The sequence below is a fragment of the Pseudomonas sp. 22490 genome, assembly GCF_052044465.1.
GTDB classification, from domain to species: Bacteria; Pseudomonadota; Gammaproteobacteria; order Pseudomonadales; family Pseudomonadaceae; genus Pseudomonas; species Pseudomonas aeruginosa.
Genome location: NZ_JBQENS010000030.1, coordinates 44,050 through 69,920, shown reverse-complemented (window position 1 = coordinate 69,920; position 25,871 = coordinate 44,050). Strand labels below are relative to the sequence as shown.

The 25,871-nt window shown below is 66.1% G+C and carries 26 protein-coding genes; 11 read left to right on the top strand and 15 right to left on the bottom strand.

Annotated features, from left to right (window positions below; genetic code table 11):
- Positions 1-2 precede the first annotated feature (2 nt).
- Positions 3-434 carry a VOC family protein gene (locus ACTJJX_RS27105; protein ID WP_003124543.1) on the bottom strand — a complete coding sequence of 144 codons (432 nt, stop codon included), beginning with the start codon at positions 432-434 and terminating at the stop codon, positions 3-5.
- 94 nt (positions 435-528) lie between these two features.
- On the opposite strand from ACTJJX_RS27105, the gene ACTJJX_RS27100 reads away from it, so the two are divergent.
- The 4 genes from ACTJJX_RS27100 to ACTJJX_RS27085 all read left to right on the top strand — a co-directional run bounded on the left by ACTJJX_RS27100 (position 529) and on the right by ACTJJX_RS27085 (position 4,238).
- Positions 529-1,443, top strand: coding sequence for a LysR family transcriptional regulator (locus ACTJJX_RS27100; protein ID WP_075604361.1), 915 nt, complete (start codon positions 529-531; stop codon positions 1,441-1,443).
- A 59-nt stretch (positions 1,444-1,502) separates the two neighbouring features.
- A complete protein-coding gene (locus ACTJJX_RS27095; RefSeq protein WP_016852822.1) occupies positions 1,503-2,897 on the top strand; it encodes a substrate-binding domain-containing protein in 1,395 nt (464 codons plus the stop codon).
- A 149-nt stretch (positions 2,898-3,046) separates the two neighbouring features.
- On the top strand, positions 3,047-4,090 hold the full coding sequence (locus ACTJJX_RS27090; RefSeq protein ID WP_003104462.1) for a TerC family protein: 1,044 nt from the start codon (positions 3,047-3,049) through the stop codon (positions 4,088-4,090).
- Positions 4,047-4,238, top strand: coding sequence for a hypothetical protein (locus ACTJJX_RS27085; protein ID WP_003160407.1), 192 nt, complete (start codon positions 4,047-4,049; stop codon positions 4,236-4,238). The genes ACTJJX_RS27090 and ACTJJX_RS27085 overlap by 44 nt, the downstream gene beginning before the upstream one ends.
- A gap of 42 nt (positions 4,239-4,280) precedes the next feature.
- Here ACTJJX_RS27085 and ACTJJX_RS27080 read toward each other — a convergent pair whose 3' ends face one another.
- Positions 4,281-5,510, bottom strand: a complete 1,230-nt coding sequence (locus tag ACTJJX_RS27080) for an acyl-CoA dehydrogenase (protein WP_003089998.1) — start codon at positions 5,508-5,510, stop codon at positions 4,281-4,283.
- Between the two features lie 173 nt (positions 5,511-5,683).
- Between ACTJJX_RS27080 and ACTJJX_RS27075 the strand changes: the two genes are divergently transcribed.
- Complete coding sequence (locus ACTJJX_RS27075; RefSeq protein ID WP_003090000.1) at positions 5,684-6,616, top strand: LysR family transcriptional regulator; 933 nt, start codon at positions 5,684-5,686, stop codon at positions 6,614-6,616.
- Between the two features lie 116 nt (positions 6,617-6,732).
- On the opposite strand, the gene ACTJJX_RS27070 is transcribed toward ACTJJX_RS27075, so the two are convergent.
- The 6 genes from ACTJJX_RS27070 to ACTJJX_RS27045 form a co-directional block, all read right to left on the bottom strand.
- A complete protein-coding gene (locus ACTJJX_RS27070; RefSeq protein WP_003090001.1) occupies positions 6,733-7,860 on the bottom strand; it encodes an acyl-CoA dehydrogenase family protein in 1,128 nt (375 codons plus the stop codon).
- 28 nt (positions 7,861-7,888) lie between these two features.
- Positions 7,889-9,079 carry an acetyl-CoA C-acyltransferase gene (locus ACTJJX_RS27065; protein ID WP_003108823.1) on the bottom strand — a complete coding sequence of 397 codons (1,191 nt, stop codon included), beginning with the start codon at positions 9,077-9,079 and terminating at the stop codon, positions 7,889-7,891.
- Between the two features lie 17 nt (positions 9,080-9,096).
- Positions 9,097-9,864 (bottom strand): 3-hydroxyacyl-CoA dehydrogenase, encoded by a 768-nt coding sequence (locus tag ACTJJX_RS27060; RefSeq protein WP_003102518.1) that lies wholly within the window; start codon positions 9,862-9,864, stop codon positions 9,097-9,099.
- A 19-nt stretch (positions 9,865-9,883) separates the two neighbouring features.
- On the bottom strand, positions 9,884-11,551 hold the full coding sequence (locus tag ACTJJX_RS27055) for an acyl-CoA synthetase (protein ID WP_003102517.1): 1,668 nt from the start codon (positions 11,549-11,551) through the stop codon (positions 9,884-9,886).
- 177 nt (positions 11,552-11,728) lie between these two features.
- Positions 11,729-12,814: an AraC family transcriptional regulator gene (locus ACTJJX_RS27050; RefSeq protein WP_003116848.1), complete on the bottom strand. Its 1,086-nt coding sequence runs from the start codon at positions 12,812-12,814 to the stop codon at positions 11,729-11,731.
- 68 nt (positions 12,815-12,882) lie between these two features.
- Positions 12,883-14,577, bottom strand: coding sequence for an AMP-binding protein (locus tag ACTJJX_RS27045; protein ID WP_003113337.1), 1,695 nt, complete (start codon positions 14,575-14,577; stop codon positions 12,883-12,885).
- Positions 14,578-14,797: 220 nt separating this feature from the next.
- Between ACTJJX_RS27045 and ACTJJX_RS27040 the strand changes: the two genes are divergently transcribed.
- Entirely contained in the window at positions 14,798-15,490 is a 693-nt protein-coding gene (locus ACTJJX_RS27040; protein ID WP_003102512.1) for an MgtC/SapB family protein, read from the top strand.
- A 136-nt stretch (positions 15,491-15,626) separates the two neighbouring features.
- Positions 15,627-15,773: a PSPA7_2676 family Cys-rich small protein gene (locus ACTJJX_RS27035; RefSeq protein ID WP_003090016.1), complete on the top strand. Its 147-nt coding sequence runs from the start codon at positions 15,627-15,629 to the stop codon at positions 15,771-15,773.
- A 39-nt stretch (positions 15,774-15,812) separates the two neighbouring features.
- On the opposite strand, the gene ACTJJX_RS27030 is transcribed toward ACTJJX_RS27035, so the two are convergent.
- Positions 15,813-16,355 carry a DUF4946 domain-containing protein gene (locus tag ACTJJX_RS27030; RefSeq protein ID WP_003090018.1) on the bottom strand — a complete coding sequence of 181 codons (543 nt, stop codon included), beginning with the start codon at positions 16,353-16,355 and terminating at the stop codon, positions 15,813-15,815.
- Between the two features lie 318 nt (positions 16,356-16,673).
- Between ACTJJX_RS27030 and srfA the strand changes: the two genes are divergently transcribed.
- Positions 16,674-16,904, top strand: a complete 231-nt coding sequence (gene srfA, locus ACTJJX_RS27025; protein ID WP_003090022.1) for a stress response facilitator SrfA — start codon at positions 16,674-16,676, stop codon at positions 16,902-16,904.
- A gap of 74 nt (positions 16,905-16,978) precedes the next feature.
- Here srfA and plzR read toward each other — a convergent pair whose 3' ends face one another.
- A complete protein-coding gene (plzR, locus tag ACTJJX_RS27020; RefSeq protein ID WP_003102510.1) occupies positions 16,979-17,266 on the bottom strand; it encodes a type 4 pili assembly inhibitor PlzR in 288 nt (95 codons plus the stop codon).
- 168 nt (positions 17,267-17,434) lie between these two features.
- On the opposite strand from plzR, the gene ctpH reads away from it, so the two are divergent.
- Complete coding sequence (ctpH, locus tag ACTJJX_RS27015; RefSeq protein WP_016852821.1) at positions 17,435-19,141, top strand: methyl-accepting chemotaxis protein CtpH; 1,707 nt, start codon at positions 17,435-17,437, stop codon at positions 19,139-19,141.
- Between the two features lie 126 nt (positions 19,142-19,267).
- Here the strand turns inward: ctpH and ACTJJX_RS27010 are convergent, their stop codons facing one another.
- On the bottom strand, positions 19,268-19,780 hold the full coding sequence (locus ACTJJX_RS27010; RefSeq protein ID WP_003120053.1) for an anti-virulence regulator CigR family protein: 513 nt from the start codon (positions 19,778-19,780) through the stop codon (positions 19,268-19,270).
- A gap of 356 nt (positions 19,781-20,136) precedes the next feature.
- Here ACTJJX_RS27010 and ACTJJX_RS27005 point away from each other — a divergent pair, with 356 nt between their 5' ends.
- The gene (locus tag ACTJJX_RS27005) at positions 20,137-21,624 is read left to right on the top strand and encodes a SulP family inorganic anion transporter (protein ID WP_016852820.1); all 1,488 of its coding nucleotides are present in this window, start codon (positions 20,137-20,139) and stop codon (positions 21,622-21,624) included.
- 134 nt (positions 21,625-21,758) lie between these two features.
- Here the strand turns inward: ACTJJX_RS27005 and ACTJJX_RS27000 are convergent, their stop codons facing one another.
- Positions 21,759-21,968 carry a hypothetical protein gene (locus ACTJJX_RS27000; protein ID WP_003102501.1) on the bottom strand — a complete coding sequence of 70 codons (210 nt, stop codon included), beginning with the start codon at positions 21,966-21,968 and terminating at the stop codon, positions 21,759-21,761.
- Between the two features lie 256 nt (positions 21,969-22,224).
- Between ACTJJX_RS27000 and ACTJJX_RS26995 the strand changes: the two genes are divergently transcribed.
- Positions 22,225-23,988, top strand: a complete 1,764-nt coding sequence (locus ACTJJX_RS26995) for a cyclic di-GMP phosphodiesterase (protein WP_003102498.1) — start codon at positions 22,225-22,227, stop codon at positions 23,986-23,988.
- A 58-nt stretch (positions 23,989-24,046) separates the two neighbouring features.
- Here the strand turns inward: ACTJJX_RS26995 and ACTJJX_RS26990 are convergent, their stop codons facing one another.
- The 3 genes from ACTJJX_RS26990 to lecA form a co-directional block, all read right to left on the bottom strand.
- Complete coding sequence (locus ACTJJX_RS26990; protein ID WP_003102495.1) at positions 24,047-24,454, bottom strand: hypothetical protein; 408 nt, start codon at positions 24,452-24,454, stop codon at positions 24,047-24,049.
- 118 nt (positions 24,455-24,572) lie between these two features.
- Positions 24,573-24,914 (bottom strand): hypothetical protein, encoded by a 342-nt coding sequence (locus ACTJJX_RS26985; protein ID WP_003120049.1) that lies wholly within the window; start codon positions 24,912-24,914, stop codon positions 24,573-24,575.
- Between the two features lie 272 nt (positions 24,915-25,186).
- The gene (lecA, locus tag ACTJJX_RS26980) at positions 25,187-25,555 is read right to left on the bottom strand and encodes a PA-I galactophilic lectin (protein WP_003102492.1); all 369 of its coding nucleotides are present in this window, start codon (positions 25,553-25,555) and stop codon (positions 25,187-25,189) included.
- Positions 25,556-25,871: the final 316 nt, after the last annotated feature.

The window sequence follows — 25,871 nt, the reverse complement described above, 5'->3', positions numbered from 1 at the left end:
CCTCAGGCAGGATTGTCCACCCGCGGCCCCTTCAGCTCCACTCGATTGCCATCCGGGTCGAAGAAGTACAGCGACCAGCCGTCGCCCTCGGCGCCGAAGCGGATTTCCGCGGGAACCTGCGGGACCAGGCCGAACCCCTCGAGATGGGCGACCAGCGCGGCCTCGTCGAACGGCTCGATGCGCACGCAGAAATGGTCGACGTTGCGCCCTTCCCCACCCGGAGCCGCACCGCCCTCCCGGCCGAGCGCCCCGGACACCGCGACCAGATCGAGCATCGACGTGCCCAGGCGCAGATGGGCCAGCTCCAGGTCGTCGCGCCACTTCACCACCACGCAACCGAGGACATCGCGATAGAACGCGATGCTGCGTTCCAGGTCACGGACCCGCAGGACGATGTGATCGAGACGTTCAACGACGAAGGGTTGCATGGTCATTCACCTCTTGGACCGTGGACTATGGCAAGACTTTAGCCAGCACACCTCGGGTTGATAATGGTTTAATCCCTGATTCATTGATTACTGACAGTGAATTATCCCCGTGGATCACCTCACCGCTCTCAAGGTCTTCCGCGCCGTGGCCGCGAATGGCGGCTTCGCCGCCGCGGCCCGGCAGATGAATCTCTCGCCGGCCGCCGTGAGCAAGAACGTCGCCGAGCTGGAAGCGCACCTCAAGGTGCGCCTGATCAATCGCACCACCCGCAGCATGAGCCTGACCGAGGCCGGCGAAGTCTACCGGCAGCGCCTGGAGCGCATCCTCGACGACCTCGAGGCCGCCGACGCCGCGCTCACTTCGATGCAGCAGGGCCCCAGCGGCCTGCTGCGGGTCAGCGCCCCGCTGACCCTCGCCCTCACTTGCCTGACCCCGGCCATTCCTGCTTTTCTCCAGCGTTATCCGGACCTGCGCCTGGAACTGCTCCTGCAGGACGGCCGCCAGGACCTGATCGCCGAAGGCATCGACCTGGCCCTGCGTGGTAGCGACCGGGTTGCGGACTCCGGCCTGGTCGCCCGCCCGCTGCTGGTCCTGGAGCACGTGCTCTGCGCGGCGCCGGCCTACCTCAGTCAGCATGGCCAGCCGCTGCGGCCGGAGGCCCTGCGCGAACACGAGTGCATCCGCTTCAGCCTCTCTGGCCATGCCGACCGCTGGACCTTCCGCAAGGACCGCGAGTGCATAGCGGTGCCTATCGCCGGCCGTTACCGGGTGTCCTCCAGCCTGGCGGTGCGCGATGCCCTGCTCGCCGGCTTCGGCTTGAGCCTGATCCCACGGCTGTACGTACAGGCGGAACTGGCCGAAGGCCGCCTGGTTGAATTGCTGGCTGACTGGAAGGCCGACGAGACGGCGATCCACGCGGTCTATCCATCGCGCCAACTGGCCGGCAAGACCCGGGTGTTTCTCGACTTCCTGACCGAGACAATGGCGCAGGGCCATGATTCCCCAACGCTGTAACCTTAGCGTCACCCGTCTGACTTAATCTCGCCGGCAAATCCCTTCCCCCATAGAAGACGATGCCCGCGATGCCACACCGCCAGCGCGCCAGTGACAAAGACCTCTGGAGCCGTACCCTGAGCCTGGTTTTCCTCGGATTCCTCTGTTACGCCTTCCCCTGGTCGGTATTCGCCGCCCCCTTGCCGATCCCCACGGACGACACGCCGGCGCTGCGCATCCAGGGTTCCAACACCATCGGCGCGAAGCTCCTGCCGGCCCTGGTCGAGGGCCTGATGGAAGAGGAAGGCCTGGAGGATATCCGCCGTACCCCCGGAGAACGGGAAAACGAACTCCATCTGATCGGCAAGAGCCGCGACGGCCGCCTGGTGAGGGTGGAGCTATCCGCCCACGGTTCGAGCACCGGCTTCGCCGCCCTCCTCGAACGCCACGCCGAACTCGCCGCGGCCTCGCGTCCCGTCAAGGACAGCGAAGTTCGCGCCCTGGCCGGCTTCGGCGACCTGCGCAGCCCATATGCCGAGCAGGTGATCGCCATCGACGGACTGGCGATCATCCTGCATCCGGACAACCCGCTGGCCTCGCTGGACACCGCGCAACTGGCGGCGGTGTTCGCCGGCGAGGTGCGTACCTGGGAAGAACTGGGCGGCAAGGGCGGCGCCATCCGCCTGTACGCTCGCGACGAGCAGTCCGGCACCTACGACACCTTCAAGGAACTGGTGCTGGCCAGTCACGGCAAAAGCCTGGCCAGCGACGCCCGCCGCTTCGAATCCAACGATCGGCTGGCGGCCGCGGTGAGCGCCGATCCGCACGCCATCGGCTTCGTCGGCATCGCGTCGGTGGGCCGGGCCCGCGCCTTGGCCATCGCCGACGGCGAATCGCTGCCGATGGCGCCCCAGGAAAGCCTGATCGCCACCGAGGACTACCCGCTGTCGCGCCGCCTGTTCCTCTACCTGAAGCCCGGCGAGAAGAACCCCTGGGCCCAGGCCCTGGTACGTTTCGCCCAGGGCCCGCGCGGCCAGGCGATCGTCACCCGCAGCGGCTTCGTCGCGCAGAAGATCCAGGCGGTGCAGATCGCACCGCGCCAGCAGATGCCCGCCGAATACCGCAAGCTCGCGGAACAGGCGCGGCGCCTGACGGTGAACTTCCGCTTCCAGGAAGGCAGCGCGCTGCTCGACAACAAGGCACTGCTCGACGTACAGCGTTTGCTGGACTACCTGCGGCAAAATCGGAAGTTGCAGGAGCGCACCGTGCTGGTGGGCTTCGGCGATCCCAAGTCCGACGCCGAGCGCTCGGTCCTGCTTTCGCGCCTGCGCGCCATGGCCGTGCGCCGCGAACTGGCCCGCGGCGGCGTGAGTTTCCGCGAGATCGCCGGCTTCGGCGACGAGTTGCCGGTCGCCAGCAACGACCAGGAACTGGGCCGACAGAAGAACCGGCGGGTGGAAGTCTGGGTCTACTGAACGCTGTAGCACTTTGTAACCTCGCCGTTTTGCCGGCGCCCGGAGCCTGGTTTATTTTTTCCGAGTGACTGCGGGCCCCTCTGACGGTAAGCAATTGCCGCCATGTCGGAGTCACATGACCATCCGACAATTCGAAGCGAGGGGGCCCAATGGCAGCTCTGCATGCATTTCTCACCGAACCGTTCCTCGGTACGGCTACCTGGTTCTGGCTGGCCTTCCTGGCCATCGTCATCGTTCTCCTGGTCCTCGACCTCGGCGTGCTGCAACGCGACCACCACGAAATCGGCGTGCGCGAAAGCCTGCTGCTGTCCGCCGGCTACTTCGCCTGCGGCCTGGCCTTCGGCGGCTGGGTCTGGTACGCCTTCGGCCCCACCAGCGCGGTGGAGTACTACACCGGCTTCCTGGTCGAACAGTCGCTATCGATGGACAACGTGTTCGTCATGGCGATGATCTTCAGTTTCTTCGGCATCCCCCGCCGCTACCAGCACCAGGTGCTGTTCTGGGGCATCCTCGGCGCCATCGTCCTGCGGGCGATCATGATCGGCCTGGGCGCCGCGCTGGTGAAGGAATTCGACTGGATCATGTACGTGTTCGGCGCCTTCCTGCTGTTCAGCGGCGTGAAGATGCTGTTCAACAAGCACGAGGAAGAACCCGACCTGGAGCACAACCCGGTGCTGCGCTTCCTGCGCAAGCACATGCGGGTGACCAAGGAACTGCACGAGCATCACTTCTTCGTCCGCCTGCCGGACGCCAGCGGCAAGCTGGTGCGCTACGCCACCCCGCTGTTCTTCGCCCTGGTGCTGATCGAGCTGGCCGACCTGGTGTTCGCGGTGGACAGCGTGCCGGCGATCTTCGCCATCACCCAGGACCCGTTCATCGTCTACACCTCGAACATCTTCGCCATCCTCGGCCTGCGCGCCCTGTACTTCTCGCTGGCGGCGATGATCCACCGCTTCGTCTACCTGAAATACGCCCTGGCCCTGGTGCTGGTGTTCATCGGTGCGAAGATCATGCTCCACGGTGTGATCGGCAAGATTCCCGCCGGCCTCTCGCTTGGCGTAACCTTCGGCCTGCTGGCGGGCGGCATCCTGCTCTCCCTGCTGAAGACCCGCACACCGAAAGCCACCGTCGAGGACAAGGCCGAACCGAATGCCGAACACGCTCTGGATCGAACGTCTGGACACCCACGCTGAACCTTTCTGGCGGGTCCGCCTCGGCACGCGCGGGATCTGCTTCCGCAACGAGCGGGCGGCCCGCGAGTTCGCCGCCCTGCTGCACAGCCGTCGCGCGTGGCAGCTGGAACGCAACGCCGAGGAAAAAGGGGCGGAGTCCCCGGAATGAAAAAGGCCCGCATCCGCGGGCCTTTCCCCTATACCACAGCCGTCAGCGGCTGCTGCGCAGCATCTCCCTGGGCACGTACTTGCCCAGCTCGAACTTGCCGATCGCCGCGCGGTGCACCTCGTCCGGACCGTCGGCCAGGCGCAGGGTGCGCTGCATGGCGTACCAGTAGGCCAGCGGGAAGTCGTTGGAAACCCCGGCGCCACCATGCATCTGGATCGCCCGGTCGATCACCTTCAACGCCACGTTGGGCGCCACCACCTTGATCTGGGCGATTTCGCTCTGGGCGATCTTGTTGCCCACGGTATCCATCATGTAGGCGGCCTGCAGGGTCAGCAGGCGCGCCATGTTGATCTCCATCCGCGAGTCGGCGATGTGGTCGATGTTGCCGCCCAGGCGCGCCAGCGGCTTGCCGAACGCGGTACGGCTGACCGCGCGCTTGCACATCAGTTCGAGGGCGCGTTCGGCCATGCCGATGGAGCGCATGCAGTGGTGGATGCGGCCCGGGCCGAGGCGCCCCTGGGCGATCTCGAAACCGCGGCCCTCGCCGAGGATGACGTTCTCGTAGGGCACCCGCACGTTCTCGAACAGCACTTCGGCATGGCCATGCGGCGCGTCGTCGTAGCCGAACACCGGCAGCGGGCGGAGGATCTTCACCCCGGGGGTGTCGACCGGTACCAGGATCATCGAGTGCTGCTGGTGGCGCGGCGCGTCCGGGTTGGTCAGGCCCATGAAGATCAGGATCTTGCAGCGCGGATCGCAGGCGCCGGAAGTCCACCACTTGCGCCCGTTGATCACCCAGTCGTCGCCCTGGCGCTCGGCGCGCGCCTCCATATTGGTGGCGTCGGACGAGGCCACGCCCGGTTCGGTCATGGCGAAGGCCGAGCGGATCTCGCCGCTCAGCAGCGGTTCCAGCCAGGTGCGCTTCTGCTCCTCGCTGCCGTAGCGCACCAGCACCTCCATGTTGCCGGTATCCGGCGCGGCGCAGTTGAAGGGTTCCGGCCCGATCAGCGAACGGCCCATGATTTCCGCCAGCGGCGCATATTCGTGGTTGGCCAGCCCGGCACCGTACTCGGACTCGGGCAGGAACAGGTTCCACAGCCCTTCGGCCTTGGCCTTGGCCTTCAGCTCTTCCATGATCGCCGTCGGCTGCCAGCGGTCGCCCTCGGCGACCTGGCGCTCGAACACGGCTTCGGCGGGATAGACATGCGCTTCCATGAACGCGCTGACGCGTTCACGCAGCTCCTGGACCTTGGGGGAATAGGCGAAATCCATGGGGGATACCTTCTGACGGGTTGGCAGGCGAGGCATCGGACAAAGGCGCTGGTAACGATGCCGGAACAGGGCTTAAGATTTGCCCAGTCTATTTTTTCCGTCCATGAACATTCATGATCCATATGGGGGTCATCCAAGCCCCCAATAACAAGAAAAGTCGCGGAGCCAGTGCCATGAACCTGAACAAAGTCGACCTGAACCTGTTCATCGTGTTCGATGCGATCTATACCGAAGCCAACCTGACCCGCGCCGGGCAGATCGTCGGCATCACCCAGCCAGCCGTATCCAACGCCCTTTCCCGGCTGCGCGAGACCTTCAACGACCCGCTGTTCGTGCGCACCGCCCAAGGCATGGTGCCGACCCCTATGGCGCAGAACATCATCGGCCCGGTGCGCAACGCGCTGCAGTTGCTGCGGGTTTCGGTGCAGGAGAGCCGCAGCTTCGATCCGCAGCAGGCGAACAAGACCTACCGCATCAGCATGACCGACCTCACCGAAGCGGTCATCCTCCCCCCGCTGTTCCAGCGCTTGCGCCGCCTGGCGCCGAACGTGCATATCGAGAGCTTCCTCGCCAAGCGCCGCGAGACCACCAAGGAACTCGCCGCCGGCCGCCTCGACTTCGCCGTCGACGCGCCGCTGAACACCGATCCCCAGGTGCGCCACGTCAAGCTGATGGAGGACCGCTACGTCTGCGCCATGCGCCGCGGCCACCCACTGGCGGGCAAGCCGAAGCTGGCCCTGGACGATTACCTGGGCCTGACCCACATCCATATTTCCAGCCGCCGCAGCGGCCTCGGCTACATCGACCTGGCGCTGGGCAAGATGGGCATCCAGCGCAAGATCGCGCTGCGCTCGCAGCACTACCTGATGGCCTCCACGGTGGTCCAGCAGACCGACATGGCGATGACCGTGCCGGAACGCTTCGCCCGTCACCACGACCTGCACTACGCGGTGCTGCCGGTGAGCGACGTGCCGAAACTGGAAACCCACCTGTACTGGCACGAGAGCACCGACCAGGACCCGGCCAACCGCTGGATGCGCGAACAGATCATCGAGCTGTGCCAGCAGGTCACCGCGCGCGAGAACAAGGCGGCGCAGCCGGCGTGAGCGCCTGCCAAGGGGCGTAGGGCGAACGAGGCTCGGGCATTTGCTTCCGAGGTGCCTCAGTGCGCCCTCTCCCTGAAGGGAGAAGGCGCCGTTGCGGAAACGACGGATAGTCGCCGCTACAGGCTGCGCGCGATCACCAGGCGCTGCACGTCGCTGGTGCCCTCGTAGATCTGGCAGACCCGCACGTCCCGATAGATGCGTTCCACCGGGAAGTCCTTGAGGTAGCCATAGCCACCGAGGGTCTGGATCGCCGCGGAGCAGACTTCCTCGGCCATCTCCGAGGCGAACAGCTTGGCCATCGAGGCTTCGGTCAGGCACGGCAGGCCGGCTTCGCGCAGGCTGGCGGCGTGGTGGACCATCTGCCGCGCCACGGCGATGCGGGTGGCCATGTCGGCCAGGCGGAAGGCCACCGCCTGGTGCTCGATGATCGGCTTGCCGAAGGTTTCCCGCTCATGGGCGTAGTCGCGCGCCGCCTCGAACGCCGCGCGCGCCATGCCGACCGCCTGGGCGGCGATGCCGATGCGGCCGCCTTCGAGGTTGGCCAGGGCGATGCGGTAGCCCTCGCCCTCCTCGCCCAGGCGCAGCGTGGCCGGGATACGCAGGTCGTTGAAGGCCAGCTGGCAGGTGTCCGAGGCGTGCTGGCCGAGCTTGTCCTCGATCCGCACCACCTCGTAGCCGGGCGTGTCGGTGGGCACGATGAACGCGCTGATGCCGCGCTTTCCGGCATCCGGATCGGTGACCGCGAAGACGATCACCATCCCCGCGTGGCTGCCCGAAGTGATGAACTGCTTGGCACCGTTCAGCACGTAGTGGTCACCGTCGCGGCGGGCGCGGGTCTTCAGGAAGCTCGCGTCGGAACCGGCCTGCGGCTCGGTCAGGGCGAAGGCGCCGAGCATCGAACCCTGGGCCAGCGGACGGAGGAAGCGCTCCTTCTGCTCGGCGCTGCCGAACTTGTGGATCGGCATGCAGCCGACCGAGTTGTGCACGCTCATGATGGTCGAGCAGGCGCCGTCGCCAGCGGCGATCTCCTCGAGGGCCATGGCGTAGGCCAGGTGCCCAGTCTGCGCGCCGCCCCATTCCTCGGGCACCAGCATGCCGAGGAAGCCGAGGTCGGCCATCTCGCGGATCGCCTCGGCCGGGAAACGGTGCTCGCGGTCCCAGTCGGCGGCGAACGGTTTCAGCCGTTCCTGGGCGAACTGCCGCGCCATGTCACGGATCTGGATCTCTTCTTCGCAGGGAATCATCGCAGGTTCCTCTTCTTCACTGCCTGCATCAGCGCAAGCGCTCGACGGCGATCGCGGTCGCCTCGCCGCCGCCGATGCAGACCGCCGCCACGCCGCGTTCCAGGTCGTACTGCTGCAGGGCGTTGAGCAGGGTCACGACGATCCGCGCGCCGGACGCGCCGATCGGATGGCCCAGCGCACAGGCGCCGCCGTGGACGTTGAGGCGCTCGTGGGACAGGTCGAGGTCGCGCATTGCCGCCATGCCGACCACGGCGAAGGCTTCGTTGACCTCGAACAGGTCGACCTCGCCCAGCGACCAGCCGGTACGCTGCATCAGGCGCTTCACCGCACCGACCGGCGCGGTGGGGAACAGGTTCGGCGCGTCGGCGAACGAAGCATGCCCACGAATCGCCGCCAACGGCGCGAGCCCGCGTCGCTCGGCCTCGGAAAGGCGCATCAGGACCAGCGCGGCGGCGCCGTCGGAAATCGAACTGGAGTTGGCCGCGGTCACCGTGCCGCCTTCGCGGAACGCCGGCTTCAGGGTCGGGATCTTGTCCAGCCGGGCCTTCGGCGGCTGCTCGTCGCTATCCACCAGGCGCTCGGTCTTGCCGGCGGTGACCGTCAGCGGCACGATCTCGGCCTGGAAGCGCCCGTCGCGCATGGCTTGCTGCGCGCGGGTCAGCGAGGCCACGGCGAACTCGTCCTGTGCTTCGCGGGTGAAGCCGTAGGCCTCGGCACAGTCCTCGGCGAAGGTGCCCATCAGGCGGCCCTTGTCGTAGGCGTCTTCGAGGCCGTCGAGGAACATGTGGTCGAGCACCTTGCCGTGGCCCATGCGGTAGCCGCTACGGGCGCGCTCCAGCAGGTAGGGCGCGTTGGACATGCTTTCCATGCCCCCGGCCAGCGCGACCCCGGCGCTGCCGGCGAGCAACGTGTCATGGGCGAGCATCAGCGCCTTCATGCCCGAGCCGCACATCTTGTTCAGCGTCGAGCACGGCGTGCCGCGCGCCAGTCCGGCGCCAAGCACCGCCTGGCGCGCCGGCGCCTGGCCCTGGCCGGCGGCGAGCACGCAGCCGAGCACGGCCTCGTCCACTTCGTCGGCTTGCAGGCGCGCCCGCTCCACCGCGGCGCGCACCGCCGCGGCACCGAGGGTAGCGGCGTTGACGTCCTTGAAGTCGCCGAGGAAGCCGCCCATCGGGGTGCGGACGGCGCTGACGATGACGATCGGATCTTCGCGGGTCATGGGATCTTCCTCCTGTATTAGCGGGCGGCCATGCGGATGGCGCCGTCGAGGCGAATCACTTCGCCGTTGAGCATGCTGTTCTCGATGATCTGCCGGACCAGCGCGGCGTATTCGTCCGGACGCCCCAGGCGCGGCGGGAACGGCACGCTGGCGCCGAGAGAGTCGCGCACCTCCTGGGGCATGCCGGCCATCATCGGTGTCTCGAAGATGCCCGGGGCGATGGTCATCACCCGGATGCCGAAGCGCGCCAGCTCGCGGGCGATGGGCAGGGTCATGCCGACCACCCCGCTCTTCGAGGCGGAATAGGCGGCCTGGCCGATCTGCCCGTCGAACGCCGCCACCGAGGCGGTATTGACGATCACCCCGCGCTCGCCGCCCTCGTCCGGCTGGCCCTGGGACATGGCCTCGGCGGCCAGGCGCAGCATGTTGAAACTGCCCACCAGGTTGATGTCGATGACCCGGCGGAAACTCTCCAGGGCATGGATGCCATTGCGTCCGAGGACCTTCTCGGCCGGCGCCACGCCCGCGCAATTGGCCAGGCCATGGAGGCCGCCGAAGGCCTCCAGTGCAGCGGCCACGGCCTGGCGGCCGTCGGCCTCGCTGGCGATGTCGGCCCTGACGAAGCGCGCCTGGGCGCCAAGCTCGGCGGCCTTGGCCGCGCCGGCCTCGGCGTTGATGTCGGCCAGCACCACCTTGCCACCCTGCTCCACCAGCATCTTCGCGGTGGCGGCGCCGAGGCCGGAGCTGCCGCCGGTAACCAGGAACACTCGATTTTCGATACGCACGTCGTTTTCTCCTGCTGAATCAGTTCGCGGCGGCCGCCCGTGGGGCCGCCTCGCGTTGCCGGGCGATCTCCTGGTTGCGCAGGAGAAAGCGCTGGATCTTGCCGCTGGGAGTCTTCGGCAGTTCCTCGAGGAACTCGATCTCCCGCGGGTAGGCGTGCGCCGACAGGCGCTGGCGCACGTATCGCTGCAATGCGTCCGCCAGTTCCGGCGTCGGCCGGTGGCCGGCGCAGAGCACGACGAAGGCCTTGACCAGTTCGGTGCGCTCCGGGTCGGGCTTGCCGATCACCGCCGCCTCCATCACTGCCGGGTGTTCGATCAGCGCGCTCTCCACATCGAACGGGCCGACCCGGTAGCCAGAGGTGGTAATGACGTCGTCGGCGCGGCCGACGAAGCTGATGCTGCCGTCTTCGTTGAGTTCGACGGTATCGCCGCTCAGGTAGTAGTCGCCGACGAAGGCTGCGGTTTCCAGGCCCTGGTAGCCGGGAAACCACATCAGCGGCGAACGCCGCCGGTCGAGGGCGAGGATGCCTGGCTGGCCGGGCGGCAGTTCGTTGAGATCGTCATCCAGCACTACTACCCGGTGCCCGGGACAGGCGAATCCGGCGGCGCCGACCCGCACCGGATGCGCCAGGGCATGGTGGTTGCACAGCACCATGCCCAGCTCGGTCTGCCCGTAATGATCGTGGATGGTGGTGCCGAGCCTGTCGGCGAACCAGCGGATCACCTCCGGGGTCAACGGCTCGCCGGCGCTGCTGACCGCGCGCAGGCGCCCCTTCAGCGCAGTTTCCGCGGCCGCGCCGGCGGCCATCAGCAGGCGATAGGCGGTGGGCGATCCGGCAAGGTTGGTGATGCCGTAGTCACGGATGATCCGGCAGGTGCTTTCCACGCTGAACGGCCCTTCGTAGAAGGTGGTCGGATGGCCCATGGCGAGGGGACCGGCGACAGCGTAGTAGAGGCCGTAGGCCCAGCCCGGATCGGCGAGGTTCCAGAAGGCGTCCTCGGGGCGCAGGTCCACCGCCTCGCGCAGGTAGCCGACGAAGGCGAGGATCGCCTTGAGCGGCACCGGCACCGGTTTGGCCAGGCCGGTGGTGCCGGAGGTGAACATCATCAGGAACGGATCCTCGCCGCTGCGCGGAACCGGTTCGAATTCGGCCGGATAGCGCTCCAGCTCGGCCCAGAAGCTGAAATCGCCGCGACGGATGCCCTGCCCCTTCGGTCCGCCGACGGTGACGGCCAGAGGCGGATCGGCGAGTTCGTCGAGCTTGTCGCGGTTGGCCGCATCGGTGACCAGCACCTTGCTGCCGGCGGTCGCCACGCGGTGTTCGATGGCCTTCGGGCCGAAGGCGGTGAACAGCGGCTGGTACACCGCGCCCAGGCGCCAGGCGCCGAGGATGGTGACCAGAAGCTCGGGCGTGCGCGGCAACAGGCCGGCGACGCAGTCGCCCGGGCGTACGCCCTGGGCCTGGAGGAAATTGGCGAAACGTCCGGAGAGCGCTTTCAGCTCGCTGAAGGTATAGCTGGCGCGACTGCCATCCTTGCCCTCCCAGAACAACGCGATCCGTCCCGGCAGGGCATGCCGGTCGCAGCATTCGACGCAGGCGTTGAGCGCCTGGAGCGTACCGGAAAGCGTGGCGGCGGCGGTCCGCTGCAAGTCGAACCCGGCGGCAGTGGTGGCGTAGTCGCGCATTGCAGGACTCCTCGGCTTGTTTTTGTATGGAGTAGCCGGAATCTTCACGCCATGGCCGACGCGGGGCAATGTCGAAAGGCTTCAATCTGCCTGAGCGGTTTGGACAATCCGTGCTGGCCGCCTGCCCCGCCGAACCGTTCGCGACATACGGCGGATGACGCTGCGCGGGCATTCACCCTATCGATGGCCGAGCGTTTCGGACAAGACGCCTGACGACTCGGCCGACGCGGTTTCCGCCGCGACCTGCGTCCGGTACTGCCCGGGGGTCGAGCCGGTCCACTTCTTGAACGCCTTGTGGAACGCGCTGCCATCGGCGAAGCCCAGCTCCAGCGCCAGTTCGGCGAAATTCGCCGCGCCGGCGTCCAGCCGCGCGATGGCCAGGTCGCGGCGGACCTGGTCCTTCAGCGCCTGGTAGCTCTGCCCTTCCAGGGACAGCTTGCGGCGCAGGGTCGAGGGCGCCATGAAGAAATGCCCGGCGAGCGCGTCCGCGTCCGGCCAGCGTCCCGGCCGCAGGCTGCGCAGGTAGGCCTTGATCCGCGCCGCCAGGCTCTGCGGATCGCGATAGCGGACCAGAATGTTGGCCGGCGCGCCGAGCAGGAAGCGCCGCAGCTCCCGCTTGTCGCGGCGGACCGGCAAGGCCAGGCAGTCGGCATTGAACAGCAGGCGGCTGAGGGGACGGGAGAAACGCAGGTTGTCGCTGAACATCACCCGGTAGTCCTCGATGTAGTCCGGCTGCGGACAGCGCAGGTCGATGGCCAGGATCGGGATGCGCCGGCCGACCAGCCAGCAGGCCAGGCCATGGGTGATCATCCATAGGGTGAAGTAGGACAGCGCTCGCCCGTACCGGCCCGGCGCCTCGTCGAGGACGATTTCCGCCAGGCCGCCGCGGCGCTGCAGGCGCGGCTGGAAGTCGTCGAACTGCAGGCAGAGGAATCGCAGGATGCCGGTCAGCGCCGGCTCCAGGGTCTGCTCGTGGATCGCGCAGCGGCTCATGAAAGCGAAGCTGCCACTCTTCAGGCGCCGCGAGTCCATGCCGAAGAACTCGTCGTCCATGCGCCGAGCGAGATCCAGCCAGAGCCGCGAATAGGCGTGCGAGGTGACCCGCGCGTAGGGTTTGCCGAGCAGCTGCGGATCGATACCGGCGGCCTGGAGGACCTCCCCCTCCTCGCCGCCCTGCCGGCGCCACTCCACCAGCGCCTCGCCGACCAGGCGCACCGAGATGGTGCCCTTGGTGCTCGCCTGAGTCTCGCCGTCGTTCTTCACCCGCCCCTCTCGCCTCGCTGCGCGCCGCCCGCCACCTTAGCGCAGGAGCGGGGCGCGGCTCCATCCTCTCAATCGCGCCCCTGGCGCAGCGCGAGTAGGCGAATCTCTTCGATGCTGATCTCGCGCATGCGGAACTTCTGGATCTTGCCGGTAACGGTCATCGGGAACTCGTCGACGAACTTGAAGTGGCGCGGGATCTTGAAGTGAGCGATACGCGCCTTGCAGAACGCCCGCAACTGTTCGTCATCGGCGTGGTGGCCCGGATGCAGCTTGATCCAGGCGACGATTTCCTCGCCATAGCGCTCGTCGGGGATGCCGATCACCTGCACGTCGGCCACCGCCGGGTGAGTGAAGAAGAACTCCTCCAGTTCGCGCGGATAGATGTTCTCGCCGCCGCGGATGATCATGTCCTTGCTGCGCCCGACGATCCGCACGTAGCCGTCGTCGTCCATCACCGCCAGGTCGCCGGTGTGCATCCAGCGCGCCGGGTCGATGGCCTCGGCGGTGGCCTGGGGGTCGTTCCAGTAGCCGAGCATCACGCTGTAGCCGCGGGTGCACAGCTCGCCGATCTCGCCGCGCGGCACCACCCTGCCCGTCTGGTCGACGATCTTGCTCTCCAGCCTCGGCTGGGTGCGTCCGACAGTGGTCACGCGCAGCTCCAGGCCATCGTCCGGACCGGTCTGCAGCGACACCGGACTGGTCTCGGTCATGCCGTAGGCGATCTGCACCTCGGCCATGTGCATGTCGCCAATGACCCGCCGCATCACCTCGATCGGGCAGGTGGCGCCGGCCATGATTCCGGTGCGCAGGCTGGAAAGGTCGAATTCGCGGCGGCGCGGATGATCCAGCTCGGCGATGAACATGGTCGGTACCCCGTACAGCGCGGTGGCGCGCTCCTCGGCCACGGCCAGCAGGGTCGCCTCGGCGTCGAAGCTGGGCGCCGGGTAGATCATGGTCGAGCCGTGGGTGACGCAGCCGAGGTTGCCCATCACCATGCCGAAGCAGTGATACAGCGGCACCGGGATCACCAGGCGGTCTTCCGCGCCGAGTCCGAGGCTTTCGCCGACCATGTAGCCGTTGTTGAGGATGTTGTAGTGGCTGAGGGTGGCGCCCTTGGGGAAGCCGGTGGTACCGGAGGTGTACTGGATGTTGATCGGCTCGTCGAACTGCAGCGAGGCCTGGCGCTGGCGCAGTTCCTCGGCGCCTACCGCGGCGGCCAGCCCCGGCAGGCCCTGCCAGTGCAGGAAGCCCGCCGGCGCCCGCTCGGCCAGGCTGATCACGCCGCGCAGTTCCGGCAGGCGCTCGCTGGCCAGTTCGCCCGGACGCGCCCGCGCCAGCTCCGGCAGCAGGTCGCCGAGCATCGCGTGGTAGTCGCTGGTCTTGAAGGCGTCGGCGCAGATCAGCCAACTGCAACCGGACTGCTTGAGAGCGTATTCCAGCTCGCTGCTGCGGTATGCCGGGTTGATGTTCACCAGGACCGCACCGACCTTGGCGCTGGCGAACTGGGTAATGCACCATTCGGCGCAGTTCGGCGCCCAGATCCCCAGGCGTTCGCCGGGGCGCAGGCCCAGGGCGATGAAGGCGCGGGCGTAGGCATCGACCCGCTCCGCCAGTTGCCGCCAGCTGTAGCGCAGGCGTTGATGCCGCACCACCAGCGCCTCGCGCTCGGCATGACGCGCGACGGTGGCATCGAAGGCGTCGCCGACGGTGGTCGCCAGCAAGGCGACATCCTGGCGACCCGAGGTATAGCTCGGCTGATTCATGGCTTTCCCTTGTTGTGGTTGTTCTGGGAATGTCGCTGAACCGTCGTCCTGCGCCGCCAGGGCGCTACGACGGACACCGGCGAGCGGTGTCGGTGAAGTCGAAGAGCATGTTTACGTTAACGTAAAGGTAAACGCAAGAGGCTTATCCGCCCAGGGCCGTCGGCCCCGGCGCGGCCCAACGGAACGGCGTAGAATGGGCGGTTTTTCACAGGAGCACAGCATGACCCCGGAAATCGCCATCGGCCTGGTGACGGCCCTCGGCCTCGGTGCGCTGGTCGGTCTCGAGCGACAATGGCGACAGCGCTCTTCCGGCATGGCCACCCACGCGATGGTCGCACTCGGTGCGGCCAGCTTCTCGATCCTGCCGCTGTTGCTCGACAACGAGGTCAGCGTGACCCGCATGGCGGCCCAGGTAGTCAGCGGCATCGGTTTTCTCGGCGCCGGCGTGATCATGCGCGACGGCCTCAGCGTACGCGGCCTGAGCACTGCGGCGAGCATCTGGAGCACCGGCGCGATCGGCGTACTGGCCGGCAGCGGTTTCATCCTGGCGGCCTGCATGACGACCGCGCTGATCGTCATCGCCAACCTGTTCCTGCCCGCTCTCGGCCGGGTGGTGGACCGCCACACCTCGGGCGAGGCCGAGCAGGAGCGCTTCTACCAGATCAGCGTGTCCTGCGAGGCGCGCAACGAAGCGCTGGTGCGCATGCAGTTGCTGCAACGCATGGGCGACAACCGCCTGAACCTGCAGAGCCTGGAAAGCCACGCGCTGAAAGGCAGCGGCAACGTGGAAGTGAACGCCGTGGTGTTCACCCTGCACAAGGAGGATTCGCTGGTGGAACAGATGGTCGGCGAGCTGTGCCTGGCACCGCAGGTCACCGCCGCCAGTTGGGTGATGAATCCCGCCGCGGAATGAACCGGCGAATTTAGGTTGCCCATTCTAGACGCTTCGCCGCAGGCTTTTCCCACCTCCAGACAAGAACAAGCCGGAGTGAACCACACCACCACTGCCTGTTTCGTGGACGGGGCGAGCCGCCCCGCGGGGAGGAGTCATGCGCTTGCGTTGTTTCTTGCGAGGTTGCCGCTGGGACGAAGGTAGCCTGGTCACGGTAGGCCCCGACCTGATGCTGCGCCAACGTTGCCGGCGTTGCGGCGCCCATCGCTATCTCAGCGTCGAGGCGCCGCCCGAGGAAGCCTGAGCGACGCCGGTCGCGTCCAGGCGTCGAGCGGCTGGCCCTTCAGCGCAGGACCAGGCTGGCCCGGGTGCGCAGGTAGCTCTGCCGGTAGACCACGCTGTTGGCCGGACTGGCGGTATATACCAGGGAGTACATCGCGCGCTGTCCCAGGGCCATCGCCACGATCTGGGTCAGCAGCACCTCGTTGCCCTGGCTGATCCGGCAGTGGGTCTCCAGCGATGCCAGGCCGCCGAGGTTCGAGCGGATCGGTGTGGTGCAACGCGAGCCCAGCCCGGCCTTGCGGTAGCCCGATTGGACGACATCGAAGACACTCTGGAACTGGCCGTCGATCTCCACCGACTCCTCTTCCATCATCTTCAGGCTGAGCAACTCGATGCTGGCTTCCTTCTCGCCTCCCGGCCCGAGCTTGGTCGCCAGTTGCCGGGAGCCCAGTTGCTCCACGTCGCTGGCCTCGGGTGGGATGCTCTCGGTGATCACCTGCCAGCCGGCCGGCCAGTCGACCTCGGGCTGATAGCCACTGCTGGCGCAACCCGCCACAAGCCCCGCCACTACCACCAGCGCCAAGCCGGACGCCTTGCTTCTCATAGCATTTCCTTACTCGCAAAACCCATCGGAGGGAAAGGTCGGACCTGTCGCCATGGCGCCGTCCGCGCAGTCTCCGAGCCCATGGCGACAACGTTCCCAGCTTACCGGAGAGACGGCGAGCGCCAAGGCGCAAGCCTGAACAAGCTAGCCGACTTGGCGAGGAACGCACAAATTTCATCGGCTGGCGTACAGGTATGGGACATCGGTACCAATAGCGAAGTCGCGCAATCCGTCAGTTTTTTTTGAATTTTTGCCATTGGAAAAAGTCTGTTCAGCGCAGCGTTTTTCCAAGTCCCATCCGGCCCGCAAGGAGAACCCATGGCTGAACCCCAGGACAAGTACACCCGGCGCACAGGCAGGACCTGGGCGGACGACCAGGCGACCTACAACCGTCTGCGCGAAGAAGCCGACGCCGCTCGCCAGAAGCTGCGCGAAAGCGGCTACAGCGGCGCCGAGTACGACCAGTTGCGTCAAGCCGCCTTCGATCTCAACCGCAAGGCCAACCAGTACTGGGAGCAGATGCTCAGCGACCTGCGCCAGGAAGACTGATCAGCGCCACGCCGGGAGACTGCCGCTCTCGGCCCGCACACCCCCTCCACTCTTTGCGTGCTCCTGGCGTCGGCTCATTCGGGCGCATCCGGGTATTGCACCTCGTCCAGCAGGCGAAACCCCACGTTGTCGGCGTCCAGCGCGCTGAGCAGCTCGATCTGTCGATCAATGTCCTGGTTGATATTGGCCAACTGGCCGATGAAGGCATTGGCCGCCTGGCGGGTGCCAGGGTCGGAGCTGCGCGACAGCTCGAAGCCGAGCTGGGTCAGGGCAGCGGCCAGGTGAGCGAGATTGCGCACACTCAACGAGTGCAACTGGCGGGAAACGGCCTGTTCATCCTGAACGGTGGGAGGGACATCCATGAGTCAGATCCTTCGACTGGCACAATGTGACATTCGTCACAGAGATTAACCGAAGCCCCGCAGAACATCCATGCCAGCTATTTCCCTTCGTCGGCTCTGGCCCGGCCCCTGCGTCGTCCTCAAGTTGTCAGATCCGCTGTCGATACTCTGCGAGCCGGAACACGCGCCATGCCCGCCTCGCCGGGCCACAGGGACGTCCTCGGCTGCCTCATCGCAGCCTGCGTGCCGGTCCAACCTGGCAATCCATCGAGGCGTTCCATGCTGCAACAATCCCTACGTGCGCAAATCCTTGTCCTGCTCGGCGGCAGCCTGGCGGCGCTGCTACTCATAGCCCTGGCCTGCTTCGGCTCGCTGACCGGCGACGTACGCGCCTACCGCGAGCTGCTCGGCGGCCCCGTGCGGGCGGCGCAACTGATCGACGAGGCCAACCTGCAATTCCGCGGCCAGGTCCAGGAATGGAAGAACGTCCTGCTGCGCGGACGCCAGGCAGAGGCCCAGACGAAATACTGGAGCCAGTTCGAAGCCCAGGAGCGAGCGGTGCAGGACATCCTCGGGCGCCTGGGCAGCGTGGCCGAAGGCGAGTTGAAGGATCGTGTCGAGCGCCTGCGCGAAGAGCACCGGCGACTGGGTACGGCTTACCGACAAGGCAGGCAACGGTTCCTCGAGGCGGGCGCCGACCCCATCGCCGGCGACCAGGCGGTGACCGGCATCGACCGTGCCACCACCGCGCAGATGCAGGCCCTGCGCGACGAACTGCACCAGGCCAGTGATCTCCATTCCTCCTCCATCAGCGCGGAGGCCCGGCGCACCATGCTGCTCGGCAGCCTGGTGCTGATCGGCGCCAGCCTGGCCGTCGCCCTGCTCAGCCTGTGGCTGGTCAACCGCAACCTGGTCCGTCCGGTGCAACGCCTGATCGAGCACATCGCCCAGCTCAGCCATGGCGACTTCGGCGAGCGCATCGAGATCCGGCGCAAGGACGAACTCGGCAAGCTGGCCCTGGCCGCCAACACCCTGCGCGACTTCCTGGTGGACATCTTCGACCGGCTGCGGCGCAGTACCCGCGACCTGGACAGCGCCAGCGGCTCGCTGAACGCGATCGCCAGCCTGATGGCGGCCGGTACCCGCGAGCAGTTCAGCCGCACCGACCAGGTCGCCACGGCGATGCAGGAAATGTCCGCCACCGCCCAGGAAGTGGCGCGCTACGCCGGCGACGCGGCCAGGGCCGCCGACGAGGCGGACGATTCCGCCCAGCGCGGCGAAGACGTGATGGAAGAAACGATTCGCAGCATCGGCGAGATGCGCAAGGAGATCGACCATACGGTGGAGGTCATCCGCCAATTGGAAAGCGATAGCGGCAGGATCGGCAAGGTCCTCGACGTGATCCGTGGCATCGCCGAGCAGACCAACCTGCTCGCTCTCAACGCGGCCATCGAAGCCGCCCGCGCCGGCGATGCCGGCCGTGGCTTCGCGGTGGTCGCCGACGAGGTCCGCACCCTGGCGCAGCGCACCGCCGAGTCCATCGCCGAGATCCACCAGATCATCGATACCGTGCAGAACGGCGCGGTGAATGCCGCGCGCGCCATCGAAAGCGGGCAGTCGCGCAGTGAGGCCGGTGCCGAGCAGGTTGCCAACGCCGGCGCCATGCTGCGCCAGATCACCGCCTCGGTCGAATCGATCCGCGACATGAACCGCCAGATCGCTACCGCCGCCGAGGAACAGACCGCCGTGGCCGAGGACATTTCCCGCAACCTCACGGAAATCGCCTCGATCGCCTCCAGCAACCAGGAACAGGTGGAGCAGACCGAAGCCGCCAGCCGCGATCTCCACGGCCTCTCCGCGCAACTGGGCGATGCCCTGCAACGCCTGCGGGCCTGACCTGGGGTAAGAAAACGACTTCCATGAGGTAAGGCGGACAACCGCAACGCGATTATCCGCCGCTCCAACGGGGGGTCATGGCGGATAGCGTTGTGGCGCTATCCGCCATGCACAGCCAGGGTTCGATCAGTCGAGGACGTTGTCCAGCACCTCGTAGATCAGCCCGGTCGCCACCGCCACCAGCAGCAGGTCGGTGCCGGCCTGCATCCACTCGTAGCCGTCGTAGTGCGGCAGCCGGCCTAGCAGGCGGTCGTCGAGTTTCTTGGCGATGCCGGGCGGCAGCGGCTTGCCGCGCGCCAGGTTCTTCTGGATGCCGGGCGGCAGGGCCGGCCCCGGGTTCCAGTAGCCGCGGTTGTCGCCGAGGATCACCCGTACCCCGCCGACGTCGATACGCGGTCCCGAGTCCCAGTTGCCACCGCCGTTGCCCTTCTGGCCGGCGCCGCCGCCCTTGTTGCCGGGGCCGCCATGGTTGTCGTGGCCACCCTGGTTGCCTTTGTTGCCCTTGTTACCCTTTCCGCCGTCCATCTGGTTACCGTGCGGGTTGCCCTTGCCATTGCCCGGGTCGGCCAGGACGGCAGGCGTACCGCCGATCAGGGACAGGCTCACGACCAGCGCGAGCACAGAACGAGTGTTGAACATGATGATGTTCTCTCCATGCGAGGACGATCCCTCGATAGCTTAGAACCGTTTCGCTTGTTTGGTTCCATGCCGTCGATCGCGACGAAACCCAGGGAAAGCCCGAGCTGCCGGCTTGGTCGAACCTGTCGAATCAGCTATGCTGCCGCTCCCTGCAAGCGACTACCCGCTACTCCCCGATGACCTGGCTGCCCACTCCGCCATAGCCATGCCTGCCCCTTCCGGCCACGGTCCGAACGACCGTGGCCAGCGTTCGTTCGCCTGAACGCCTGTCGTCATCCCTTGTTTTTTCCAATGCCATCCCGCGGCCCGCGCTGTCGACCGACTGCACGGGCCGTGCCTCGCCCCTGGGTATCCCGATGCTACAGACGCTGAAACAGAACTGGTTCTCCAACCTCCGCGGCGACCTGCTCGCCGGCCTGGTCGTCGCCCTGGCGCTGATCCCCGAGGCCATCGCCTTCTCCATCATCGCCGGGGTCGACCCGAAGATCGGCCTGTACGCCTCCTTCAGCATGGCGGTGGTGATCGCCTTCGCCGGCGGCCGTCCGGGAATGATCTCCGCCGCGACTGGCGCCATGGCGCTGCTGATGGTCAACCTGGTGAAGGACCACGGCCTGCAATACCTGCTGGCAGCGACCCTGCTCTGCGGCGTGCTGCAGATACTCGCCGGCTACCTGCGCCTGGGTTCGCTGATGCGCTTCGTCTCGCACTCGGTGGTGACCGGTTTCGTCAATGCCCTGGCGATCCTCATCTTCATGGCCCAGCTACCCGAACTCACCGATGTCGGCTGGCCGGTCTACGCGATGACCGCCGCGGGCCTGGCGATCGTCTACGGCTTCCCGCACCTGCCACGGATCGGCCGGCTGCTGCCCTCTCCGCTGGTATGCATCCTGGTCCTCACCGGCATATCCATCTACCTGGGCCTGGACATCCGCACCGTCGGCGACATGGGTCAGTTGCCCGACAGCCTGCCGCTGTTCCTCTGGCCGGACGTGCCGCTGAACCTCGACACCCTGCTGATCGTCCTGCCCTACTCCGCCGCCCTGGCGGTGGTCGGCCTTCTGGAGTCGCTGATGACCGCCACCATCGTCGACGAGATGACCGACACCGGCAGCGACAAGAACCGCGAATGCAAGGGCCAGGGCCTGGCGAACATCGCCACCGGCCTGCTCGGCGGCATGGCTGGCTGCGCGATGATCGGCCAGTCGGTGATCAATGTTAAATCCGGCGGGCGCAGCCGGCTCTCGACCCTGGTGGCCGGCGTCGCGCTGCTGCTGATGGTGGTGTTCCTCAGCGACTGGGTCGGGCGGATTCCCATGGCGGCCCTGGTGGCGGTGATGATCATGGTGTCCATCGGCACCTTCCGCTGGGAGTCGATCCGCAACCTGAAGCGCTACCCGCTATCGACCAACCTGGTCATGCTGGTGACAGTCGGCGTGGTCCTCGCCACCCACAACCTGGCCTTCGGCGTGGTCGCCGGCGTTCTCCTGGCCTCGCTGTTCTTCGCCAACAAGATCGGGCACTACCTCGATATCGACAGCGAACGCTCCGCCGACGGCACCCGCCGCCACTACCAGGTGAGCGGGCAGGTGTTCTTCGCGTCGTCCGGCAGGTTCATCGCCGCCTTCGACCTGAGAGAGACGCTGGAGCATGTGCTCATCGACCTGCGCCACGCCCACCTGTGGGACGTCACCGCCGTCGCGGCACTGGACAAGGTGGTCCTGGGCTTTCGCCAGCGCGGCGTGCAGGTCGACGTGCTGGGCCTGAACGCCGCCAGCGCGACCCTGGTCGATCGCTTCGGCGCCTACGACAAGCCGGGCGCCGTGGACATTCTCCCCGGCCATTGAGCGAAGCGCCACTCGGCGGGCAGGCATGGGCTGGCCCTTCCGCTGTGGCGGAGAGCCCGCCGCTCCACGTATCAGTGCTGACAGGGGGCAGCACGGGGATACAGCGCTGCATCGGTGCCTGCGCGCCCGGAGGCCTAGCGCCCGGGGCGGGAGAAGGCGCGAAAGGTGTCGAACGCCAGCACCAGAAACAGCATCGGCATGAGCAACGGGACGAAGGCGGACATGGCGTCCTGGTAAGGTCGCCCCAGCCACCACAGGAAGAGGCTGGCGCCGCCGATCAGCAGGATGACGAGAAGGATGACGAACTTGCAGAGGCGCGAGGCGAAGGAGAGCGTGTCGGACATGTCTTTTCTCGGTGGAAGCATGTGCGACCGTTTTAGCGAGCGGTGATGCTGGCCGATATAGGAAGAGTCCGTTTACCAGGTAATCGATTTCGCAGAGCTGGCGTCGGCGTCGAAGGCCGTACCGGCATGACCGCGATCAACCTCCATGCCCTTTCATCGCTGCAATCTGGGAAAAGAGCCCGCGCTCCACGAAATAAAGGCACAATGACATCATTGATTGCCGATGCCCGACATCGCAGTAGCCCAGGAGTCCAGCATGGCAACCCCACCCTATCCCGAGGACGAGCATTCGAGACAGGCCTACGTCGACCAACTCGGTCTGCTGGAAGAAGGTGCGGACGAGGTATTCGAGGAAATCCTCGCCGCCGCTACGTCCTACTTCCAGACGCCCATCGCGCTCATTTCCATCCTCGACCATCAGCGCCAGTGGTTTCGCGCGAGCATCGGCCTCGATATCCGGCAGACGCCGCGACGGGATTCATTCTGCGCCTATGCGATCCTGGGCAAGGGAGTATTCGAGGTGGCCGACGCCACCCTCGACCCGCGCTTCCGGGACAACCCCTATGTGCAAGGCGAACCGCGCATCCGCTTCTACGCCGGGGCTCCGCTGGCCACCGCGGAAGGTCTCAACCTCGGCAGCCTCTGCGTCATCGACCGGGAACCACGCGGGCCGCTGGCCGAGCGGGACGTCGCCATGCTCGAGCACTTCGCCCGGCTGGTGATGGCCCGTATCCATACGCTCCGCTCGACCAACTACATCGACGAGCCAACCGGCCTGTACAACCGTCTCCGCCTGCAGGAGGACGTTTCCCTGCGCCTGCAGCGCGACGGCGCCCTCACCGTGATCGCCGCCGACCTCCTGCCCCTCGCCCTGCTGAATACCATCATCCGTACGCTGGGCTATCCCTTTTCCAACGACCTCATGCTCGAGGCGCGCGACCGCATCCGCGCGGAACTGCCGGATTTCACTCTCTACAAGATCAGCCCGACGCGCTTCGGACTGCTCCTGCCACGGCAGCAACAGGAAGAAACCGAGTCGGTCTGCCTCCGCCTGCTGCGGGCCTTCGAAAGCCCCGTCGTATGTCGCGGGATCCCGATCAAGGCCAACGTGGGCCTCGGCGTACTACCGCTTGCCGACGATCCCCTCGACGGCGATCAGGACTGGCTGCGCCTGGTGGTCAGCGCGGCCGACGACGCCCGCGACCGCGGTGTCGGCTGGGCCCGCTACAACCCGCCGCTGGACCAGGCCCAGCAGCGTGCCTTCACATTGCTGACGTCGCTGTCCCAGGCGATCGGAACCGAAGAAGGCTTCCATCTGGTGTATCAGCCGAAAATCGACCTGCCGACAGGCAGGTGCACGGGCGTGGAAGCGCTGCTGCGCTGGCGGCACCCGCAACTCGGCTTCGTCAGCCCCGCCGAATTCGTGCCCCTGGCGGAGAAAACCGCACTGATGCGCCCCCTCAGCGACTGGGTGCTGCGCCATGCCATGGCCCAGCTGGCGCAATGGAACGCACGGAACATCCCGCTCAGGCTGGCGATCAACGTATCGGCATCGGACATGGAAGACAGCAGCTTCCTGGAAGAGGCCGTCAGACTCGCCAAAACCTACGACATCGACCTTTCCGCCCTCGAGCTGGAGTTCACCGAAAGCGTACTCATCCGCGACGCCTCGGCGGTCGGCTCGGTGCTGCTGCGTGCCCGGGAGCTTGGCATGGGCATCGCGGTGGACGACTTCGGCACCGGCTACAGCAACTGGACCTACCTGCGCGATCTGCCAATCACCGCCATCAAGCTCGACCAATCGTTCACCCGCGACCTCGCCGGCTCGCCGAAGGCGCAGAGCGTCACCCAGGCGGTGATCGGCCTGGCCAGCCAGTTGGGTTATCGGGTGGTCGCGGAAGGCATCGAGACCCACGACACCTTCCACCTGCTGCAGGCCTGGGGCTGCCACGAGGGCCAGGGCTATCTGATCGCCCAGCCGATGCTGCCGGAGCAACTGGAGGACTGGCTGCGGCGTTAGCCAATGCAGGCACGTGGAATGGGCCCTACCAGCATGCTCGCCAGCCTCAGCGCGTCGCTCAGGGACTGGCGAGCAAGGCCCAGACCAGATAGATCGAGTAAAGGGTCAGGAGTATCAGTGCCAACAGCACCGCCCTGCTGGCATGGCGCGCAGCCACCCAGCGGGAATTGCGCCCGCAGCGCCAGACCACGACGAGGCTGAGGCACAGGTAGGCCAGCCTAACCAGCTCGACACCGACCATTCCCCACAAGGTCAGGGCCACCGCATGTTCGCCGGGAGCTTCCTGCATCAGCGGATCGACAATGGCCACCATCGCCTGCCTGGCGGCGACGCTGAGCAATAAGAAACCCGCAGCGAAGAACAGCCAGAATGCCTTCCACAGCGGCTGCCCGCCGGAAAGGAAACCTCTCGCAGTCAGCTTCTCCTCGGCCAGGTCCGCCTCTGGGGTCTTGTATGGGTGCTCCATGCCCTGGGTCCTCCCTGCAAACGGGCACCCTAGCACATCCCGCGCCGCTCGCCTTCTTCAGCGGGCGGCAGACCGTCCGTTGCACCTCGCGATGTTTCCAGCGCTCGGCCGAGCGTCTCTAGCGCGGGCAGGAGACCTGCGTGCCTTCCACCTTGCGGATGTGATCGCGATAGGAGCCGGAAACCAGGATCGATTGCGTGCCGCCCTTCTCGCTGAGAATGCCATCGCAACTGTAATCGCAGCCAGCCTCGATGCTGAGGCACACGTCCTGTCCCTCGAAACGGTACAGGTTGGCAGGCCACCCCGTGCAATCGTACAGGCCTGCGCCAGGGCATTCGACGGCCTCGAGTCTTCCGGCAACGACGATGGTCGAACCTGCCATGTCCTTGAGTTCCTCCGCGGCGCCAGCGGCAATGGAGAAGAGAGCGGGAAATACAACCAGGGAAAGTCGGCAGGGCATCGGCTTCGGTACTGTCTACTATGTGGACGGAATTCTGAATCGGGTCAGGAATCGATATTCCCGTTCAGACCGAAGCGTGTTGAAGCAGTTCCCCGCCCCCCCTCGCTCGGTTTCCCACGACCGCGGCAGCCCCAGGAGTTCGATACCCTTGTCATTGGTAGTCGCAACTGCGAAGCGCTGCCTGTCCGTTCATAACGGCCACACGGGCAACTTCACTTTATTTGTATTTAAAAAAAGAGCCCATTCGGGCCCTTTTTTTCCGAGACAAGTTATCAGGACTGATCCTTTCCAATATTGACACTGAACGAGCCGGAGTTATTGCCATAGGTTCCGGGCACGTCGTTGTAGATAAGAGTGATTGCACCCTGGACATTATTGGGTGCAACCCAACGGAACAACCCGGTATTGACCGGAATGGTTCCGCTGTTGCCGATCTTCATGACCAGCGCACCACAAAACGCATCGTGGCAGATCAGCCCTTGGTCCGGATGCTCCCGATCGCCCTGCGGCCCCCATTTCTGGGTAGGTCCGTAACTGGCCCAACCGGCGGCGACGATGGTAATGACATCGCCCGGATTGTAGATAATCGACGTTACCTGCCCTGCTTCGTTATTAGCCAGAACCTCACCTTTCCAAGCCATGATTGATCTCCGATATATGAATTCCTGTTCATAAACGAAAGAGGCGAAAAACCCTGATTCGCGATCCTTCCCTGTCAGCAAAGCACAGCAACGAGGAAGTACCGCCTACCAATTCATGCAGGAGAAAAGAGGATAATTCCGCCAGTGAATTGAATATATTCGGAAAGGAAATTAAAAAGCAGGAGCAGAAGATAACGACAAAAAAATCAAACTTCCAAAGACAACTACTTCAAGCTGAACAAACACTCCCGCTCGCCAGCCAGGGCGAACCCTATACGGAGCCGTACTAGAATGAAACGCCTCCAAGGCCGAGGAG